Annotated in this window: 16 protein-coding genes; 12 read left to right on the plus strand and 4 right to left on the minus strand. The window is 67.5% G+C overall.

The features are described 5' to 3' along the window. Nucleotides 1-150 precede the first annotated feature (150 nt). The 10 genes from B9Y64_RS11925 (at nt 151) to B9Y64_RS11970 (ending at nt 11,265) form a co-directional block, all read left to right on the plus strand. The gene (locus B9Y64_RS11925; protein WP_100440884.1) at nt 151-654 is read left to right on the plus strand and encodes an RNA polymerase sigma factor; all 504 of its coding nucleotides are present in this window, start codon (nt 151-153) and stop codon (nt 652-654) included. An 82-nt stretch (nt 655-736) separates the two neighbouring features. After that, complete coding sequence (locus B9Y64_RS11930; protein WP_100440885.1) at nt 737-1,693, plus strand: FecR family protein; 957 nt, start codon at nt 737-739, stop codon at nt 1,691-1,693. A 182-nt stretch (nt 1,694-1,875) separates the two neighbouring features. Then, nucleotides 1,876-4,998, plus strand: coding sequence for a TonB-dependent receptor (locus B9Y64_RS11935; RefSeq protein WP_100440886.1), 3,123 nt, complete (start codon nt 1,876-1,878; stop codon nt 4,996-4,998). Between the two features lie 52 nt (nt 4,999-5,050). Then, complete coding sequence (locus tag B9Y64_RS11940) at nt 5,051-5,815, plus strand: Slam-dependent surface lipoprotein (protein WP_100440887.1); 765 nt, start codon at nt 5,051-5,053, stop codon at nt 5,813-5,815. A 90-nt stretch (nt 5,816-5,905) separates the two neighbouring features. Next, on the plus strand, nt 5,906-7,360 hold the full coding sequence (locus B9Y64_RS11945; protein WP_100440888.1) for a porin family protein: 1,455 nt from the start codon (nt 5,906-5,908) through the stop codon (nt 7,358-7,360). A gap of 136 nt (nt 7,361-7,496) precedes the next feature. Then, nucleotides 7,497-7,901: a response regulator gene (locus B9Y64_RS11950; RefSeq protein WP_100440889.1), complete on the plus strand. Its 405-nt coding sequence runs from the start codon at nt 7,497-7,499 to the stop codon at nt 7,899-7,901. 9 nt (nt 7,902-7,910) lie between these two features. Continuing rightward, on the plus strand, nt 7,911-9,497 hold the full coding sequence (locus B9Y64_RS11955) for a sensor histidine kinase (protein WP_100440890.1): 1,587 nt from the start codon (nt 7,911-7,913) through the stop codon (nt 9,495-9,497). 69 nt (nt 9,498-9,566) lie between these two features. Then, entirely contained in the window at nt 9,567-9,908 is a 342-nt protein-coding gene (locus tag B9Y64_RS11960; RefSeq protein WP_100440891.1) for a type II toxin-antitoxin system prevent-host-death family antitoxin, read from the plus strand. A gap of 3 nt (nt 9,909-9,911) precedes the next feature. Beyond that, entirely contained in the window at nt 9,912-10,538 is a 627-nt protein-coding gene (locus B9Y64_RS11965; RefSeq protein WP_100440892.1) for an AAA family ATPase, read from the plus strand. A gap of 109 nt (nt 10,539-10,647) precedes the next feature. Then, a complete protein-coding gene (locus B9Y64_RS11970) occupies nt 10,648-11,265 on the plus strand; it encodes a hypothetical protein (RefSeq protein ID WP_100440893.1) in 618 nt (205 codons plus the stop codon). Between the two features lie 84 nt (nt 11,266-11,349). Here the strand turns inward: B9Y64_RS11970 and proP are convergent, their stop codons facing one another. Both proP and B9Y64_RS22405 read right to left on the minus strand, forming a co-directional pair. Next, entirely contained in the window at nt 11,350-12,837 is a 1,488-nt protein-coding gene (proP, locus tag B9Y64_RS11975; protein ID WP_100440894.1) for a glycine betaine/L-proline transporter ProP, read from the minus strand. A 262-nt stretch (nt 12,838-13,099) separates the two neighbouring features. Then, nucleotides 13,100-13,228: a hypothetical protein gene (locus B9Y64_RS22405; RefSeq protein WP_265350055.1), complete on the minus strand. Its 129-nt coding sequence runs from the start codon at nt 13,226-13,228 to the stop codon at nt 13,100-13,102. 190 nt (nt 13,229-13,418) lie between these two features. Here B9Y64_RS22405 and B9Y64_RS11980 point away from each other — a divergent pair, with 190 nt between their 5' ends. Both B9Y64_RS11980 and B9Y64_RS11985 read left to right on the plus strand, forming a co-directional pair. After that, nucleotides 13,419-13,835, plus strand: coding sequence for a host attachment family protein (locus tag B9Y64_RS11980; protein ID WP_014037377.1), 417 nt, complete (start codon nt 13,419-13,421; stop codon nt 13,833-13,835). 126 nt (nt 13,836-13,961) lie between these two features. Then, on the plus strand, nt 13,962-16,313 hold the full coding sequence (locus tag B9Y64_RS11985) for a GH92 family glycosyl hydrolase (protein WP_100440895.1): 2,352 nt from the start codon (nt 13,962-13,964) through the stop codon (nt 16,311-16,313). Nucleotides 16,314-16,488: 175 nt separating this feature from the next. On the opposite strand, the gene B9Y64_RS11990 is transcribed toward B9Y64_RS11985, so the two are convergent. Both B9Y64_RS11990 and B9Y64_RS11995 read right to left on the minus strand, forming a co-directional pair. Continuing rightward, the gene (locus B9Y64_RS11990) at nt 16,489-17,868 is read right to left on the minus strand and encodes a sensor histidine kinase (RefSeq protein WP_100440896.1); all 1,380 of its coding nucleotides are present in this window, start codon (nt 17,866-17,868) and stop codon (nt 16,489-16,491) included. Continuing rightward, nucleotides 17,861-18,535, minus strand: coding sequence for a response regulator (locus tag B9Y64_RS11995; protein ID WP_100440897.1), 675 nt, complete (start codon nt 18,533-18,535; stop codon nt 17,861-17,863). Before B9Y64_RS11995 ends, B9Y64_RS11990 begins: the two co-directional genes overlap by 8 nt. Between the last annotated feature and the right edge of the window lie 50 nt (nt 18,536-18,585).

Genomic DNA, 18,585 nt, shown 5'->3' on the forward strand with positions numbered 1-18,585 from the left:
AGCATTGTCTTCACGAAATCTTCATAGGCCGAAGGTCCTGCTTCCGGTGACATCGCTGAACAGGGGTGCGGTATCGCGGCGGGGCGCCTACAATCCGGGCTCGGACCGTCGCCATCACGCCCATCATTCCCCGGTCCGGCCTTGGCACCTATGTCTCCCAATGCCCTGGCGCTGGTCGAGCTGCTGATCCGCGAGCGCCGTGCGTTGTCTCGCTTCATCGCGCGCTACCTCGACCCGGCCAGTACCGAGGACACCCTGCAGAACCTGTACCTGAAGGCCTGCAGCGTGCCCGGCGATCCGCCCATCCTGGAGCCGCGCGGCTATCTGTACCGGATGGCCTACCACCACGCGCTCAACCGCAGCCAGGCCGACGCCCGCGAGCGCCGCGCCATGGCCGAGTACGCCGTCGACATGGCCGGGGCCAGTCGTGATGGCGAGGCGCAGGCACTGGACCAGGCGCAGCTGCGCGAGATCACCCAGACCATCCTCGCGCTGCCTGCCCAGGTGCGTGAGTGCTTCGTGCTCAACCGCTACCTGGGCCTGAGCGAGCGCGAGATCGCCGCGCGCCTGGGAATCTCCAAGAGCCTGGTCGGCAAGCATGTGCTGCGCGCAGCGCTGCTGATCCAGCAACAGCAGCAGGGAATGCGTCGATGAGCAGCGATTGCTGTGGGCAGACCGTGCCCGCCGTTGTCACAACTGGAAAGCGCACCCGTTGGCGGTGCGGCAGGCCACAATCATGACCACGTCCGAACCCTCGCCGCGTCAGGCCAGGCAGGCGTTGCGCTGGGTGATACGGTGCAGTGCAGGCCCGCTGCCGGAACGCCAGCAACGAACCCTGAAGCGCTGGCTGCAGGCCGATCCCCGCAATGAGCTGGCATGGCGCCGGCAGCAGGCCTTCTGGCAGGGGCTGGATGCCGCCGGGCCCGAGGTGCTGGCCGCGCTGCCCGGGCTGACCGCGGATCGCGAAGGGCTGCGCCCGATCGGGCCGCGCCGTCGCCTGCCGTGGCTGCTGGCCTCTGCCGCGGCCGTGGTGCTGATGGTCGCGGCCGCACCCCACGCCTGGCTGCTGGCGCGCAGCGATCTGCGCAGCAGCGATGCGCCGCGCGTGGTGCAGCTGGATGATGGCAGCACGGCGGTACTCGATGCCGGCACCGCGCTGGCGCTCGAGTTCGATGGCCAGCAGCGACGGCTGCGCCTGTTGCGCGGACAGGCCTGGTTCCAGGTGGCGCATGAGCAGCGACCGTTCCAGGTCGAGGCCGGCGGTGGCCAGATCCGTGATATCGGCACGGCGTTCAGCGTGTCGATGCAGGGCGCCACGATCATCACCGGAGTCAGCGAAGGCGTGGTCGATGTGCGCCCGGGCGATGGCAGCGTGCAGCGGCTGCGTGCCGGGCAGATGCGCGCGTTCCGCGATGGGCGCTGGCTGCAGCCGCTGCAGCAGGCCGAGCCCGAAGCGATGGCGCCGTGGCGGCGCGGTGAAGTGGCGATCGACGATCTGCCCGCCGCCCAGGCCATTGCCGATCTCGGCCGCTACCGGCGTGCCCCGGTATGGGTACTGGGCGGGCAGGCGGCACGCGTGCGGGTCAGTGGCCTGTTCCATCTGCAGCAACCGGAAACGGCCATCGATGCCGTGGCCGCGCAGGCGGGACTGCGCGTGCAGCGCTTGCCCGGTGGTGCGTTGCTGGTGTGGTGAAGCAGCTGCGGAGCATGGATGAACCGGCCGCATGAAAAAAACATGAAAAAGCCGTGGGCAGCCGTCGTACCCCGCTGTCTATAGAGGTATAGCCAGAGCGAAACAGCGTTTCTCCTCAAGCCAGACATTCCACCGGTACCGGATGTACCGCTGGTCCCGCCCCGCTTGAGGAGTTCCTGTCCATGCCGTCCACGGCATCCGCCTGTCACCGTCGCGCTACCGTCCTGGCCCTGGCCATTTCCACTGCATTGCTGCCGCTGGCCTGGGTGCCGGCCGTACAGGCGCAAGCGGCGGTGGCCGCACCGCTGCGCAGCTACGCCATCCCGGAACAGCCGCTGGCCGATGCCGTGCGCAGCTTTGGCCGCCAGGCCGATGTGCAGGTGGTGTTCCGCAGTGATCTGGTGGAAGGGCGTCGTTCCAGCGCGGTGAACGGCGAGTACAGCCAGATGCAGGCCCTGCAGCAGCTGCTGCGCGGCAGTGGCGTGCGTGCGCAGCGCGCCATGGATGGCACATGGAGCCTGCGCGCCGCAGCGGAGGCGGGGGATGGGGAAGGGGAAGGGGTGCGGGTGACCGAAACACTGGACGTGGCCGGTCGCCTGCAGTCGGAAGGGGGCGAGGCCCGCGATCGGCGCGGCTACGACGATGTGTTCGCGCTGGACATGACCACGGCGTATTCGGGGCGTGACCGGGTGGAGCGCTACCGCGGCTCCAATCCGGCCGACGTGGTCAAGGATCTGGTCGGTGTGTTCAGTGGTGATGCGCGCAACAGCGGCGCGCTGGACATCAACATCCGCGGCATCCAGGGGCCGGGGCGGGTGCCGGTCAGCATCGACGGTGGAGAACAGGCGTTGACCGTCTGGCGCGGCTACAACGGCGTCAGCAACCGCAACTACATCGATCCCAACCTGATTGGTGGCATCCAGGTCATCAAGGGGCCAGGGCTGGTGCGCGATGTGCACAGCGGGATCGGTGGCGCGCTGGTGATCAAGACCATCGACGTCGATGACATCGTGGAAGCGGGTGAGCGCTTCGGCGGGGAGCTGAAGATCGAAGGCAGCAGCAATGCGGTGGCGCCACGCTTGCCGCGGCTGCATACCGGCGAGGACTACCGCACGGTGCCCGGGTTCCCGCAGGGCTCGCCCTCGTCACCGTATGCCGACAGCACGCTGCTGGTGCCGGTGAAGTCGCGCGGTTCGGAAACCAATGTGTTCGCAGGGGAAGACCAGGCCTGGCGGCTGGCGCTGGGCCTGCGCGGCGAACACGTGGACCTGATGGCCGCCTATGCCTGGCGCAAGCGGGGCAACTACTTCTCCGGCACCCGGGGCACAGCGTACTACGACCAGGACCCGCGTGAGCAGTTCGAGTACAAGGGCCTGGACTACATCACCACGCTGGCGCGCTACTTCAGGCCCGGCGACGAGGTGCCCAATACGTCCAGCGAACAGGAATCGTGGCTGCTGAAGGCGACCTGGCAGATCAACGACGACCAGCAGCTGCGCGCCACCTGGCGGCGTACGCTCTCGCACTACGGCGAGATCATGCCCTCGCGCATCCTGTCCGCGCCCGACTACGGTCGCATCCAGTGGCCGCTCAGCCGCGTCGATTCCGATGCCTGGAACCTGGAATACCACTGGCAGCCTGCCGGCAGCCGCTGGCTGGACCTGCGTGCCAATCTGTGGCGCACCGAAACCACCAGTGATACCTACACCGCTGGCGGCTTCCCCAATTTTGCCAGCAATCCCGACTGGAACCCCGGCAGCAGCCCGATCCTGCGCAATACGGCGCTGGCCAATGCGCGCAACGACCGCACCGGCCTGACCCTGAGCAACCGCTTCGCGTTGCATTCCACCCTGGACCTGACCGTGGGCGGCAACTGGCAGTTCGAGAAACTGCGCTCGGCCGACCCGTACTTCGGGGCCAGCGATGGCTGGCGCATGTACCCGCGCGCCGGGCGCCGCCAGGAAGGCGAGGGCTACCTGGTGCTGGACTGGCGCCCGGTGGATTTCCTCTCCCTGAGCGCCGGTGTGCGCTACGCGCGCTACTGGGCCTTCGATGATTTCCTGCAGGAACACCCGGAGCTGATGACCACCTCGGTGTTCCCCAAGGAGGCGCGCTACCGGGTCAACGAACTGCCCGAACGCCCGGCCAGCCTGCAGGGCGAGATCGACGCCATCGAGTCGCAGCGCGAGTTCTGGGACAGCATCGGCATGGGCTTCATCGTTGATGATCTGCTGAAGGGGCTGCTGAGCAAGTATGAGACGCCGGTGGCGGTGGACCACAGCATTCCGTGGCTGCCGGATGCGGACGGCAACTACAGCCGTGCCGGCAACCCCTGCCTGAATGGCGAAGTGGCGGCCATTCCCGGGCTGTTACCGGTGCAGGGCGCGCAGATCCTGTGCACCATCCAGAGCGGGCGGCCGCAGGCCGTGGCCGGGCGCAATGAGCGCAGGCGCGACCACGCCTGGCTGCCGACCTTCTCGGCCACCGCACATTTCTCGCCCGATGCGCGCGCCTATTTCCGTTACAGCGAGGCGGTGCGTTTCCCCAGCATGTTCGAAAGCACCATCGCGTTTTCCAGCAGCCTGAACCCGCTGTACCCGCTCAAGCCCGAGCACGCCTACAACTACGAAGTGGGCTATGTGCACAACCTGTCGGCGTTGTTCGGCAACACCGCCGATGCCGACGTGAAGCTGGCCTACTACGTGCACAAGACCCGCAACGTGATCGAGCGTGACGGCAATTTCCTGTTCGACAACCTGGACAAGCAGCGCATCCGCGGCGTGGAGCTGCAGGCGCGGTTCGACAACCGGCGCTTCTTCACCGACCTGGGCATCACCCGCACGCTGGAAAACAAGGTCTGTGACGAAAGCATGGCGGTGCAGCTCGACGCATTGGCCGGCAAGGTGCCCAACTGCGTGCAGGATGGTTTCGTCAGTGGCTACCTGCTGACCCAGGCCATTCCCCGGTTGTCGGTGAACTGGTCGCTGGGTACCCGGTTGTTCGATGAGCGCCTGGAACTGGGCAGCCGCATCGCGCATTACCAGCACCACCAGAACCCGGACCTGCAGGCCTACCGTGACCGCCTGTATGCCGGCAGTGGTGGGCTGATCTGGCAGAACGTGCCGTTCACCTGGGGAAACATCACCACCGTCGACGCCTACGCGCGCTGGCGCATCAACGACCATGCCAGTGTCGAGCTGGTCGGCACCAACCTCGGCAACCGCTACTACGTCGACCCGGCCACGCGCTCAATGCTGCCAGCGCCGGGGCGCACGCTGAAGCTCGGCGTCACTGCGCGCTTCTGATGACCCGTTCTGTTGTTGTAGCCGTAGTTCCCTCAACCCAAGGAGTAGTTCCATGAAGATGATCTCCCGTTCCGTACTGGCCATGGCCGCCACCTTCGCCCTGGCCGGTGCCGCCCAGGCCGCCGACATCGTCGGTGCGGCCAGCCCGACCACCGATGCGCAGCTGTACGTCAAGGTCGGTGCCTCCGAAGTCAACGGCGGCCCGCACAGCGCAGGCAAGGCCGGCATCGGTGTCGGCACCGTCTCCAACGCGAAGCCGGTCGATTTCCAGGGCCTGTCCGCGTACTCGGCACCCACCACTGTGGGCAACGTGACCGTGCGTACGCTGGCCATGCCGATCACCGGTACCCCGGGCAACCATGCCGGCATGGGCCACTTCAACTTCGTCAAGGTGGGCAGTGGCGATGTGTGGTTCGGTGAGTGGTCCAAGGATGGCGCCGCCGGTGGCTTCAACAACCGCCAGGTGTACTTCGCCGGCGACCGTGCTGGCACCACGCTGCCCAGCGGCACCGCCACCTACGCGGTGGCTGGCCTGAACAAGTTCAACGGCAGCAACCTGCTCAGCGGCACCTTCGCGGCGAACTTCGGCACCGGCAAGCTGACCGGCGGCCTGACCGGTGGTGGCCAGACCCTGGCGATCAGCGCCAACATCAACAGCGCCGATGCGTCCTTCGCCGGCACCGCCGTGGCCAACGGTTCGGTCACCGGCAACAGCCAGGGCCAGTTCTTCGGCGCCAACGCTGCCACCCTGGCCGGTATCGCCACGTTCGCCGGCAACAGCCAGTACGACACCGCCTTCGGCGGCAGCAAGAACTGATCGCCACGCCCCTGACGGGGCAGGGCAGGGACAAGCCGCGATCCGCCAGTCCCTGCTTCGGCCCGCTGCATGCATCACCACGGATCGACCATGCGCCACCCCATTTTTCTTGCGTTCCTGCTGCTGGCTGCCACCGACGTGCACGCCCAGCAGGACGATCTGCGCCGCGTGCTCGAACAGGGCAGCGAACTGCGCCACCAGCAGCAGGACCAGCAGCGCCTGCAGCAGGCTGAATCGCAACGGCCGACGCTCACCATCGATGGCCAGACCGTGCGGGTGGAGCGCACCGTCGATGATCTCGGCCAGGCGTTGTACCTGTCGCTGCAGCACCAACAATGGCAGGCCGCCGCGGCGTTCCTGGCCGAATACATCGAGCTCCCAGGGCACGATCCGTTGTTGCGCCACTATGCGCAGGGCGCGTTGGCGCGCTCGGCCGGTGACCATTCGCGCGCCGCACAGGAGTACGAAGCGCTGCTGGCAGCGCAGCCGGACTTCCTGCCCGCCCGCCTTGAACTGGCGCGTGTCTATGCCGAAGACCAGCGTGACCGCGAGGCGGTGGCGCTGTTCAGCGCGATCAGCGCCAGCATCGACGGCAGCGATCCGGCCACCGCCGGCGTACGCGCACGCGTGGACAGCTACCTGGACGCGTTGCAGGCACGCAGGCGCTGGAAGGGCGCGGTCGCTGCCGGGCCTGCGTGGAGTGACAACATCAACCGCAGCTCGGCCAGCCGCACCTGCCTGTTCGGCGTCGGCGACACCTGCCTGATCGAACGCACGCTGCCCGAAGCGCAGCGCGCCACCGGCCTGGACTATGACGCCAACCTGGAACGGCGCTGGGCGCTGGCCGGCCATCATGGCCTGTACGTGCGGGGGCTGGCGTTCGGCCAGGCCTGGCGTGGCTACAGCGCGTACAACGAGCTCAACGCCAGCGTGCAGGCCGGTTACAGCTGGCGCAGTGCACGGCACACCCTGCAGCTGGCGCCGAGCTATGACTACCAGGCGCTGGGCAACCATGCCCTGCAGGGCGGCAGCGGTGTGCACGGGGAATGGCAGTACGCCCTGGACGCGCGCAGCCTGCTCAAGCTGGAGGCTGACTGGAAGCGCCAGCGCTATCGCCGGCCGGGGCTGGCCGACAACTACGATGGCGAACTGGCGGCGCTGTATGCCACCTGGTTCCGCGCGCTCAACCCGCGCTGGACCCTGTTCGCGGGCGTGGACCTGACCGACAGCAGCGCTGCAGACCCGGCCAACGGTTACCGCCAGCGCGGCCTGCGGCTTGGCGCGGCACGGCAGTGGAGTGGCACCACGGCCACGGTGTTCGTGTCGCTGCGCCATCGTGACTACGACGCCTGGAGCCCTTTGCTGGAGGCGCGCAGGCAGGACGACGAGCAGAACCTGATCGCCATCGTGCGCAGCGAGCGGCTGGCGGTGGCCGGGCTGGTGCCCAGCCTGAGCATCCGCTACGCACGCATCGACAGCACGGTAGGCTGGCTGTACAGCCACGACCGCAGCCTGCTCAGCCTGAAATGGGAGCGCGCGTTCTGAGCGTGCCGCTGCAATGCCGGAGTGAATGGCCCGTGGCCGCGATCTTCATCCATCATCACGCGCCCTTGTAGCCCGGTTCGCGCATCCTGCAGGCGTTGCGGCGGATGTGGGCCGCGTGTATCGAGGAGCGCAGGTCGTGCTGGAAGCAGGCAACAAACCAGAGGGCCTGAAAGGGCTGAGGGTGCTGGTGGCGGAGGATGAATTCGCCATTGCGATGTTCCTGGTGGACTACCTGGAGCTGAAGGGCGCGCAGGTGGTGGGGCCGGCCGGAGACCTGCAGGCGCTGGGTCGGCTGGTGGATGACAACCCCATCGATGTGGCCCTGCTGGACATCAATCTGGGGGGCGAACAGGTGTACCCCCTGGCCGATCGCCTGGCCGAAGCCGGCACGCCGTTCATGCTGACCTCCGGCTACGATGACAATCTGCCCAGCCGTTTCGCTGGCGCCCCCCGTTGCACCAAGCCCTATCACATCGAGGCCCTGGTCCAGCAGCTGGCGGGGTTGGTGGCGACGCCGCAGGCCCCTGCGGGCATCGCCTGATTGCGCGGCATGCCGCGCCGCATCGAGGGCCTCCAGGCCGCTGCCCCGCGGGGCAGCATGCCGCCGGCACCGCGCCTGCAGGCGCGCCTGGATGGCATGGCCGGCCGCATCGCCCGCCATGACTGGGCGTCCAGCCCTCTGGGCGTGATTGAACGATGGCCGCCGCACCTGCGCGCCACCGTCGACCTGATGCTGGCCCACGGCTTCCCGATGATCGTGCTGTGGGGCGAACAGCTGGTGCAGCTCTACAACGATGGCTATGCCGAGATCCTGGCCGACAAGCATCCCGGCGGACTCGGCCAGCCGACCCGCGAATGCTGGCCCGAGGTCTGGCACATCAACGGGCCGCTCTATACCCGGGTCTGGCAGGGCGAGACGCTCACCTTCGAGGACAAGCTGTATCCGCTGGTCCGGCGGGGGCGCCTGGAGGACATCTGGTTCACCATCACCTACAGCCCGATCCGCGGCGAGGAAGGGCGCATCAACGGCGTACTGGTGACGATGTTCGAGACCACCGCCGCGCATCTGGCGCTGGCCGCGCGCGAGCGCGAGAAGCAGTGGCGGCGCGAGAGCGAACGGCGCCTGGAGCTGGCTTTCAGGATGCTGCCGGTGGGCCTGTGCATCGTCGATCTCGAAGGCCGCATGCAGTTGTCCAACGACCAGATGCGCGCCTACCTGCCCAGTGGCAAGGTGCCGTCCACCGATGCGGAGAACCTGCATCGCTGGCGTGGCTGGCATGCGGACGGTTCGGTGATCGGGCCCGAGGACTTCGCCATTGCGCGTGCAATGCGCGGCGAAACCGTGGTACCCGGGCTGGAGTTCCAGTACCTGCATGACGACGGTTGCGCCCGCTGGACGCGGGTCGCCGCCGCGCCGCTGCGCGATGCCGACGGCGAAGTAAGTGGCGTGTTCGCGATCGCTGTGGACATCGATGACCTCAAGCGTGCCACCGAGCGCCAGTCGGTGCTGCTGGCCGAGCTGCAGCATCGGGTCCGCAACATCATGTCCACCATCCATGCCATTGCCTGGCGCACCCGCGTTTCGGTGGGCAGCGTGGACGAATATGCCGAGCGCCTGTGTGGGCGGCTGATGTCGCTGGCACGCACGCAGAGCCTGCTGACCCGCGGCGCCAATGCCGGGGTCTGCCTGCGCGGCATGCTCGACGAGGAGATCGCGGCACAGACACCGGCGGCGGCCGCCTATCACCTGCAGGGTGAGGATGTGCTGTTGCCACCGAAGGCGGCTGAAGTGCTGTCGCTGGCCATCCATGAGCTGGCCACCAACGCGCTCCGGCATGGCGCGCTGGCCCATGAGGACGGCCGGATCGACGTCTGTTGGCACCTGCAGATGCAGGACGGGCAGCCGTGGCTGGGCCTGCACTGGTGCGAGCGCCATGCCGAGGTGGAGGGGTGGCAGATGCCACGCCAGCGTGGCCTGGGCCGGGTCCTGATCGAGCAGCGGGTGCCCTATGAGCTGGCCGGCAGTGGCGAGCTGCGCTTCGGCCCGCAGGGGCTGGATGCCTGGATCCGCTTCCCGCTGCGCGAGCGCGACAGCCTGCTGCAGACCGACGCCCCGGCCACAGGGCCCCTGGGGTAAAAGGGGATTTATCCCCAATTGGGCCAAATTGGGTATAGTGGCCTCATCCACCCTGCCCGGAGCCGTGCCATGACCCTGCCGCTGGATCTGCCTGGCCTCGAGAAGGCCCCGGCCTCGTCGGTGAAGACCCGGGGCTGGCCGAGCCTGATGCGCACGGTGCGCGAAAAGCAGGCGCTGGTCATCACCAACCACAATCATCCGGAAGCGGTGATCGTGGACATCCGCACCTATCAGGAGCTGCTGGCCAAGGCCGCCGGCGGTGATGCCGGTGAGCGCAACGAGGAACTGCAGCGCCTGCGCAGCGAGTTCGACCAGGCCCTGGCCGGCCTGCAGCGCGGGGAAGGGCTGGGCAAGGTGCTGGGCCAGCCGATCCGGCGCGGCCGCAAGGTCACCCTCGGCCGTCCGCTCTGATCGATGGGACGCATCCTGGCGCTGGCCGGTGTCAATGGCGCCGGCAAGAGTTCGCTGCTGGGCACCTGGCTGGATGCCCAAGGGCTGGGCTGGTTCAACCCCGACGCCTTCACCCGCCGCCTGGTCGACGCCGGCTGGCCATTGCCGGAGGCCAACGCCGAAGCCTGGCAGGAAGGCACCCGCCGCCTGCGCCAGGCCATGGCCGATGGCACCAACTTCGCCTTCGAGACCACACTGGGTGGCAACACCATCCCGCGCCTGCTGCGCGAGGCCTGCGAACGGCAGCAGGTGGCGATCTGGTTCTGCGGGCTGGCCGATGTCGAGCTGCACATCGCCCGTGTTGCCGCACGGGTGGCAGCCGGTGGCCACGATATCCCGGTGGAGAAGATCCACGCGCGTTTCGATTCGGCGCGCGCGAACCTGCTGGAACTGCTGCCGCACCTGGCCGAGCTGCATGTCTACGACAACAGCGCACCGGCCGACGCGCAGGGTTGCGTGGTGCCGCTGCCGGTACTGGCGATGGCGCAGGGCCAACTGCATTACCCGGTTGCCGTGGCCGACCTGCTGCACACGCCCGGCTGGGCCAAGCCCATCGTGATGCGCGCGATGGAGTTGAACACGCCCCGGTAGATCCTCGCCATGCGTGGATGCCTTCCGCGCATCGCGCGAAACTGCACCGTGCACGACTGGGCGCCACCGGAGCTGCGGTTAGACTGGCCGCACATTCAAGGAGGATGCCATGCACGGACCTGCGACGCTCCGCTCCACTTCGACCCGCCTGGTGCTTGCTGCGCTGGCGCTGTCCTGCCTGCCGGTGATGGCCGCGCCGCCCGCTTCCAGGCAGACAGTGGCGCCGCCCAGCCTGGTACAGGCCTATCGGGCCGCCGAAGCCAACCTGCGGTTGATTCCCGGCGACGACATCGAATCGGATTTCCGTCCGGTGTGGACGGCTGTTGCTGATCTTGATGGCGATGGCCGTGCCGAGGTCGTGTATTTCTACACGTCCACCTACACCGGCGGCAGCTTCGCCCAACGCAATGTCGTTGCGGTGATGACCGCGCTGGCCGCGAACGACCCGCGGGGCCAGGAAAACAGGAACAGCCTGTCGCCGGTGGAAGCGGAGGACTATGCCGCCATCCGCCAATATGGCTATGGTGACGATGCGGTCGAACAGATCCCAGGCGCCATCCACGCCATCCGCATCCAGGGCGACCGCATCATTGTCGATTTCACGGTGACTGCCGGGGCGACGGTCTGCGAATGGAAGAGCCCGAACCGCCACGTGTGTCCACCCGAGGGCGACTACACCTGGACGCTGCGCTGGACGCCGGGGAAGCTGACCCGCATCAGCAGGTAGCGCCAGGTAGCGCCGGGCGTGCCTGCCCGGCGCCATCTGCCCAGTGCATCCGCGCCATGCATGGGTCGCGTTCTGCGCCCAGCCTCAGGCCGGCTTCACCTGCTCGGGCTCTGCAACGTCCGGCAGCGGTGGCAGGGTCGGGTCCACCGTCACTGGCACATCGCTCTTCAACAGTGCGGCGGCTTCCTTGTCGCTACCAACGGCCGGCGGTGAACCGCGCAGCGGCAGGCCGGCGGTCTCCTTCACGAACAGCATGGTCACCAGGCCGATCACCGCTGCGCCCATCAGGTAGTAGGCCGGTACCAGCGGGTCGCCGGTACGCTCGACCAGCCATGCGGTCACCAGCGGCGTGGTGCCACCGAACAACGACACCGACACGTTGAAGGCGATCGACAGCGCGCTGTAGCGCACCGGGGTGTAGAACAGCGCCGGCAGCGTGGACGGCATCGAGCTGGTGAAGCACACCAGCGCAAGCCCCAGCAGCATCAGGCCGAGGAAGATCAGCCCGTCGTTGCCGCTGCCGATCAGCAGCAGGCACGGAATGGCCAGCACCAGCAACGCGATGCACGCACCGATGATCATCGGGCGGCGGCCCAGCCTGTCACTGAACAGTCCGCCGACAATGTTCAACGGCATCATCACCAGCATCACGATGATGATCAGCAGCAGGCCCTTGCTCTCGGCGTAGTTCATGGTGACGCTGAGGTAGCTGGGCATGTAGGTCAGCAGCATGTAATCGGTCACGTTGAAGACCAGCACCAGGCCCATGCACACCAGCAGCTGGCGGCCATGCACCTGGAACAGCGCGCCCAGCCCGGGCCGGTCGTGCTCGCGCTTCTCGGCTTCTTCGGCGAAGGCGCGGAACGCCGGGGTTTCCTCCAGCTTCATGCGCATGTACAGCCCGAGCAGGCCCAGCGGGCCAGCCACCAGGAACGGCACGCGCCAGCCCCAGTCCAGCATCTGTTCACTGCTCAGCAGCATGTGCAGCGCGGTTACCGTACCGGCGCCGGCGATGTAGCCGCCCAGCGTGCCGAACTCCAGCCAGCTGCCCATCAGGCCGCGGTTGCGGTCGGTGGAATACTCGGCGATGAAGGTGGCTGCGCCCCCATATTCGCCACCGGTGGAGAAGCCCTGCACCACGCGCGCCAGCAGCAACAGCACCGGTGCCCAGATGCCGATGCGCTCGTAGGCGGGAATCAGGCCGATGGAAAAAGTGCCCAGCGCCATCAGGATCATGGTGAACGCCAGCACTTTCTGGCGGCCGTAGCGATCACCCAGCGGGCCGAACACCAGGCCGCCCAGCGGGCGCACCAGGAACGCCACGGTGAAGGTGGCGAACGCGGCGATCACCTGTGCGGTGGGATTGCTGGAGGGGAAAAACACCTGGCCGATGGTGACGGCGAGATAGCCGTAGACACCGAAATCGAACCACTCCATGGCATTGCCGAGCGCGGCGGCGCCAACGGCGCGCTTGAGCATGGGCTTGTCGACGACGGTGATCTCATCGACCTTCAGGTGGCGGCGGCGTTTGAACCAGCCGAAGTGGGCATGTGCATCGGGGGTGTCCTGCATGGGGGCTCCCTTGTGGATATGGAATAGGGGAATGGGCGATGGGGCGTGTCCCGGAAATCGGAAACGGCGATGCAGGCGCAGCTGGCGCAGGGGCATCGGTGGATGGCGTGGGGGCCGGGGGAACGTGTGCAGGCACGACGCCACGCGCACGGCAACGCACCGCCGTGATGGCGGAAACGCGGCAACAGGATCACTGCGGGCGCGCAGTCAGCGGCCGGAGGTCACAGCAGCGTAGGGAGTGCAGGCCGAGGGCCTGCGGGCGTCATCCGCCGGGATCCAGCGCGAGGCGATGGAACTGCAGGGCGGGAACAATCGTGGCAAGCGAAGCGCCGGTCGGCAGTGCTTCCCACGTAACAGGTGCGCCCGTCACGTAGTGGGTCGTGTCGATCATCCGTTCATCATAACGGCATCGGCGTGAGCATGCAGCGAAGCGGGCTGAGCTGCACGCTGTGTTCCATCGCGCCTGTTCATCCGCCAGCGCAATGCGATGACATGCGTTGAACGAACTCTGGCCGCAACGCTCACACAGTGCTGTCTACGGTGGCGGTGAACGCAATGACGCAATCGAGAAGGAGCACCGCATGACCCGTCGCATTCCCGAAGGTACGCTGATCATCGTCGCCGATGGTGGTTCTGCGCGTGTGTTCACCAACGTCGGCAGCGAGCATCAGCTGGCCCTGAAGCAGGAAGGCGAACTGCGCCTGCAGGACATCAGCGAGCAGGGTGTTTCCGGGCAGGGGCCGGCCGGTGCGGTACCGAAGGACATGTCTATTTCCCAGCTCAACGAAGCGACGTTCGCCAAGCAGGTGGCCGAGCAGCTCAACGAGGATGCACTGAACAACCGCTACGCGCACCTGGTGCTGGTGGCGGACCCGACCACGCTGGGGCGCATCCGCCCGCTGCTGCACAAGGAGGTCCAGGCACGCCTGCTGGGCGATATTGCCAAGGACCTGACCAACGCACCGTTGGCGGATATCCAGAAGGCGTTGGCTGCGTAGGCTCGGCGCGGTACTGCGCTGCAATGAGGGTGGCGATCGTGCTGGTCCCGGTGCCGGCGGCCGCACTGCAGCATGCGGCACGGCAAACCCGGTGCTAGGATCTGACCACCACCTGAATCGATCCAAATGCCGATGCCCACGCTGGACCGTCGTCTCCTGATCGTCTTCGCCGCCACCGCCATGCTTGCCTCCGGTGCGGCGTCGGCAGCCCCAACGAAATCCGCTGCGGAACGCGCCTACGCCGCCGTTGATCCGTTCATTGGTACCGGCGGCGAGGGTCACACCTACCCTGGCGCGACGGTGCCGTTCGGCATGGTCCAGCTCAGCCCGGATACGCGCATCCAGCCCCGCGAAAAGGCGTATGGATGGGCGGCCGGCTACCGTTACGACGACAGCAGCATCGTCGGCTTCTCGCACACGCATTTTTCCGGCACCGGCCATTCGGACCTGGGCGACATCCTGCTGATGCCGTTCACCGGCGATCCCGGGCTGGAGCGCGGCGACCCGGAGAAGCCGCGCAGCGGTTACGCCTCGCGTTTCCGCCACGACGATGAGAAGGCCGAGCCGGGCTACTACGCGGTCACCCTGGACGACTACAAGGTGCGTGCCGAGCTGACCACCAGTGCGCGCGTGGGCGTGCATCGCTACGCCTTCCCCAAGGGCGCCGATGCCAAGGTGCTGCTGGACATGCGCACCAGCATGTATGACTACCCGGGCAAGGTGCTGTGGTCGCGGGTGCGGGTGCGCGCCGACGGCACGGTGACCGGCTTCCGCGAGACCCGCGGCTGGGCGCCGGGCCGCCAGCTGTACTTCGCGATGCGTTTCTCGCGCCCGCTGTCGGGGCATGCGCTGCACAACACCGAGCAGGACATCGTCTACAAGGGCTTCCCGCCGCCGGGTGAGAAGGACCCGGCACAGCGTGCACAGATCGAGGGCCGGCAGCTGGTCGGTACCTTCGCATTCGGCAAGCTGGATGCACCGCTGGTGGTCAAGGTGGCCATCTCGCCGGTCAGCGAAGCCGGTGCCATCGCCAACCTGGACGCCGAAGTGGCCGACTTCGATTTCGACCGCGTGCGTGCGCAGGCGAAGCAGGAATGGACGCAGGCGCTGTCGGTGCTCGACATCGATGCGCCTGAGCACGCGCGGCGCAGCGCTTACACCGCGCTGTACCACACCATGCTGGGGCCGACGCTGTTCATGGATGCCGATGGCCAGTACCGCGGCTCGGACAATGCCGTGCACAAGGCAGAAGGATTCACGAACTATTCCACGTTCTCGCTGTGGGACACCTACCGCGCGCTGCACCCGTTGCTGACGCTGGTGCAGCCGGAGAAGCGCAACAGCGACTTCGTCAATTCGATGCTGGCCCACCATGAGCACAGCCCCTACGGCATGCTGCCGGTGTGGTCGTTCCATGGCCTGGAAGACTGGTGCATGATCGGCTACCACGCCGTGCCGGTGATCGCCGATGCCTACGTGAAAGGCATTCGTGGCTTCGACGCCGACAAGGCGTTGAAGGCAATGGTCGAGACCGCCAACTACGGTCCGTACGACGGCATCGCGCAGTACCGCGAGCTGGGCTATGTGCCGATCGACGAGGAAGGCGAGGCGGCCAGCAAGACGCTGGAATACGCCTTCGATGACTGGACCATTGCGCGCATGGCGCAGGCGATGGGCAAGGCCGATATCGCGGCGACCTTCGACACGCGTGCCGGCAACTGGCGCAACGCCTTCGACAAGGACACCGGTTTCATGCGCGCGCGCAAGCGCGATGGCAGCTTCCGTACGCCGTTCGACCCCAGCGCCAGCGGCTATGGCACCGACTACACCGAGGGCAATGCCTGGCAGTACTCGTGGTACGTGCCGCAGGATGTGGCTGGCCTGGCCGCCGTGCATGGTGGCAGTGACAAGCTGCTCGCGCGACTGGACGACGTGTTCAATGCCAAGGTCGACCCGTCGATCTTCGCGCACATGGAAGACATCACCGGCCTGATCGGCTGGTATGCGCATGGCAACGAACCCAGCCACCATGTGGCCTACCTGTATTCGTACGCCGGCCAGCCGTGGCGCACGCAGGCGCGCCTGAAGCAGATCATGGATACCCAGTACGCCGATCGCCCCGATGGCCTGGCCGGCAATGATGACGTCGGCCAGATGTCGGCGTGGTATGTGTTCACCGCGCTGGGCTTCTACCCGGTGGCGCCGGGTTCGGGCGAGTACATTCTCGGCCGCCCGTTCCTGCCGAAGACCGCGATGCGCCTGCCCAACGGCAAGCGCTTCACCATCGTTGCCGATGGGCTGGATGACAGGCACACCTATGTCGGCAGTGTGAGCCTCAACGGCAAGCCGCTGCAGCGCACCTTCCTGCGCCATGACGAGATCCTGGCCGGTGGCGAGTTGCGCTTCAACATGCAGGCCGAGCCGAACAAGGACTGGCCGGGGCAGGGCGCGCAGGCACCGTATTCGATGAGCCGGTGATGCTGGGCGGCGTGGTCCTCACGCGCGCGATCAATGGCGCCCACCAAGGTGGGCGACTACAGGAAGAGGTGATCGGGTAGTTGCCACCCCCGGTTGGCGCGCGGGACCCCGCACCTGGTAGATGCCAACCTTGGTTGGCACGCGGGAAATCAATGGCGCCCACCAGGGTGGGCGACTACCGGGGGCGGAACCGCAATGCCACCCGCGCGCCGCCGATCGGCGCGGTATCGATCATCAGCATCGCGCCATGCCGCTGTGCGATCTCGGCCACGATCGCCAGCCCCAGCCCACAGCCATCGCCCTCGCTGCTGGCCCGGTAGAAACGTTCCGTGACGCGGCTGCGCTCGCCCTCGGCGATGCCGGCACCGTCATCGTCCACCCACACCTGCACGCCGTCGGCATCCTGCTGCACGCCCAGGGTGATCACCCCGCGCGCAGCACCGTAGCGCAGCGCATTGTCCAGCAGGTTGCCCAGTGCCTCGCGCAGCAGCTGCGGATCGCCCTGTACCTGCACGCCGTCGTCGGGTCCTTCGTAGCCCAGGTCCACGCCGGCCGCCAACGCACGATCGGCGTAGCGCTCGACCACGCCACGCGCCAGCGCGGCCAGCTCCAGCGGTTGCAGCGACAGTGAGCTGCCGTGCGGATCCTCGGAGCGGCTGAGCATCAGCAGCTGATTGACCAGGTGCTGCAACCGCGCCAGCCCGGCCAGCGTGCCGGACAGCGCCAGCTGCTGGGCCTGCGGATCCTGCTGGCGCAATGAACTCTCCAGCTCTACCTGCATCGCCGCCAAGGGGGTGCGCAGCTGGTGTGCGGCGTTGCTGACGAAGCGCCGCTGCGCGGCCTGCATGGCGTCCAGCCGCTGCAGGAGTGCGTTGTACGCCTCCACCGCCGGCCACAGCTCGCGCGGCGCCTCCTGCGCGGGCTCCAGTGGCGCCAGCGGGTCCGGGCGCGGGCTGGCCAGCCGGCGTGCCACCTGGTTGGCATGCCGCGCGGCAGCACCGGTACCAGACCACGCCAGCCAGGCGGCCAGCGCCAGGATCGCTGCCTGGAACGGGATGCTGGTCAGCAGCAGCTTGCGCTCCAGCCGGTGGCGCTTGCGCAGCGTCTCGGCCACGCGCAGCCGGATGTCGTGGCCCGGGCCGGCGCTGACGACCACTTCGACCATGCGCACCGGCTGCCCGCGCAGACGTGCGTCGTAGTAGACGGCGTCATCGCTGCCGGCGGCGACCGCGGGGCGTGGCAGGGCTTCGGGCAGGTCGCCATACAGGCGGCCGCCATCGGCATCGACCACCTCGCCATGCACTTCGTCGGCAGTATCCCAGGTGAACATGCGCGACACCGCTGGCGTGATCTCGATCGATGCACGCCCGTCCTGCACCTTCACCAGCTCGGACAACGACATCGCCGAGTCCAGCAGCCAGCGGTCGTAGACCTGGCCGGCGTAGAAGCGGGCCAGTGCGAACGAACCGACCGCGCTGCACAGCAGCAGCACCAGCAGCGGCAGCCACAGGCGGCGCAGCAGCAGGCCTCGCAGGCTGTGCACGCGCTCAGTCACCACTGGCCTCCAGGCGGTAGCCGAGGCCACGCAGCATGCGGATGCCGACGCCTGCACGCGCCTGTTCCAGCTTGCGGCGAAGGCGGCTGACATGCACTTCGATCACCGACAGGTTGGCCTCATGGTCCCAGCTGTACAGCGCGTCGAACAGGCGCTGCTTGGTGACGGTGCGGCCGGGGTGCTGCATCAGTGCCTCGACCAGCGACAACTCGCGCGCGGTCAGTTCGATGCGCTGGCCGTCCACCTGCACTTCGTTGCGGATGCTGTCGAAGCACAGGCGGCCCAGTCGCTTCTGCGCCGGTGCATCGCTGCGGCGGCGCGACAGCGCACGCAGCCGGGCTTCCAGTTCACCCAGCGCGAACGGCTTGGCGAGATAGTCGTCGCCACCACGGTCGAGGCCGAGGATGCGGTCCTCCACGCCATCGCGCGCGGTCAGGATCAGCACCGGCAGGGTGACGCCGTCATTGCGCAGGCGCGACAACAGGTCGAGGCCATCGACGTCGGGCAATGAGAGGTCGAGCACCATCACGTCATACGGCGCGCTGGCCAGTGCGGCGGGCGCGTGCAGCCCACGCGAGAGGTGGTCGCACAGATGGCCGGCGCCCTGCAGGGCGCGGATCAGTCCATCGGCCAGGGCCGCGTCGTCTTCGATGAGCAGGATTCGCATTGCAAGCTTCGTGCAAGGTTGGGGCAAGTTTGGCGCAAGTGCGTCACCTT

This window comes from Stenotrophomonas maltophilia (assembly GCF_002799245.1).
GTDB classification, from domain to species: Bacteria; Pseudomonadota; Gammaproteobacteria; order Xanthomonadales; family Xanthomonadaceae; genus Stenotrophomonas; species Stenotrophomonas maltophilia_S.

Bases quoted from the DNA above. Each gene is read 5' to 3' on its own strand.
- B9Y64_RS11925 (WP_100440884.1), top strand. From the start codon at position 151: ATGTCTCCCAATGCCCTGGCGCTGGTCGAGCTGCTGATCCGCGAGCGC.
- B9Y64_RS11930 (WP_100440885.1), top strand. From the start codon at position 737: ATGACCACGTCCGAACCCTCGCCGCGTCAGGCCAGGCAGGCGTTGCGC.
- B9Y64_RS11935 (WP_100440886.1), top strand. From the start codon at position 1,876: ATGCCGTCCACGGCATCCGCCTGTCACCGTCGCGCTACCGTCCTGGCC.
- B9Y64_RS11940 (WP_100440887.1), top strand. From the start codon at position 5,051: ATGAAGATGATCTCCCGTTCCGTACTGGCCATGGCCGCCACCTTCGCC.
- B9Y64_RS11945 (WP_100440888.1), top strand. From the start codon at position 5,906: ATGCGCCACCCCATTTTTCTTGCGTTCCTGCTGCTGGCTGCCACCGAC.
- B9Y64_RS11955 (WP_100440890.1), top strand. From the start codon at position 7,911: ATGCCGCGCCGCATCGAGGGCCTCCAGGCCGCTGCCCCGCGGGGCAGC.
- B9Y64_RS11960 (WP_100440891.1), top strand. From the start codon at position 9,567: ATGACCCTGCCGCTGGATCTGCCTGGCCTCGAGAAGGCCCCGGCCTCG.
- B9Y64_RS11965 (WP_100440892.1), top strand. From the start codon at position 9,912: ATGGGACGCATCCTGGCGCTGGCCGGTGTCAATGGCGCCGGCAAGAGT.
- B9Y64_RS11970 (WP_100440893.1), top strand. From the start codon at position 10,648: ATGCACGGACCTGCGACGCTCCGCTCCACTTCGACCCGCCTGGTGCTT.
- proP (WP_100440894.1), bottom strand. From the start codon at position 12,837: ATGCAGGACACCCCCGATGCACATGCCCACTTCGGCTGGTTCAAACGC.
- B9Y64_RS22405 (WP_265350055.1), bottom strand. From the start codon at position 13,228: ATGATCGACACGACCCACTACGTGACGGGCGCACCTGTTACGTGGGAA.
- B9Y64_RS11980 (WP_014037377.1), top strand. From the start codon at position 13,419: ATGACCCGTCGCATTCCCGAAGGTACGCTGATCATCGTCGCCGATGGT.
- B9Y64_RS11985 (WP_100440895.1), top strand. From the start codon at position 13,962: ATGCCGATGCCCACGCTGGACCGTCGTCTCCTGATCGTCTTCGCCGCC.
- B9Y64_RS11995 (WP_100440897.1), bottom strand. From the start codon at position 18,535: ATGCGAATCCTGCTCATCGAAGACGACGCGGCCCTGGCCGATGGACTG.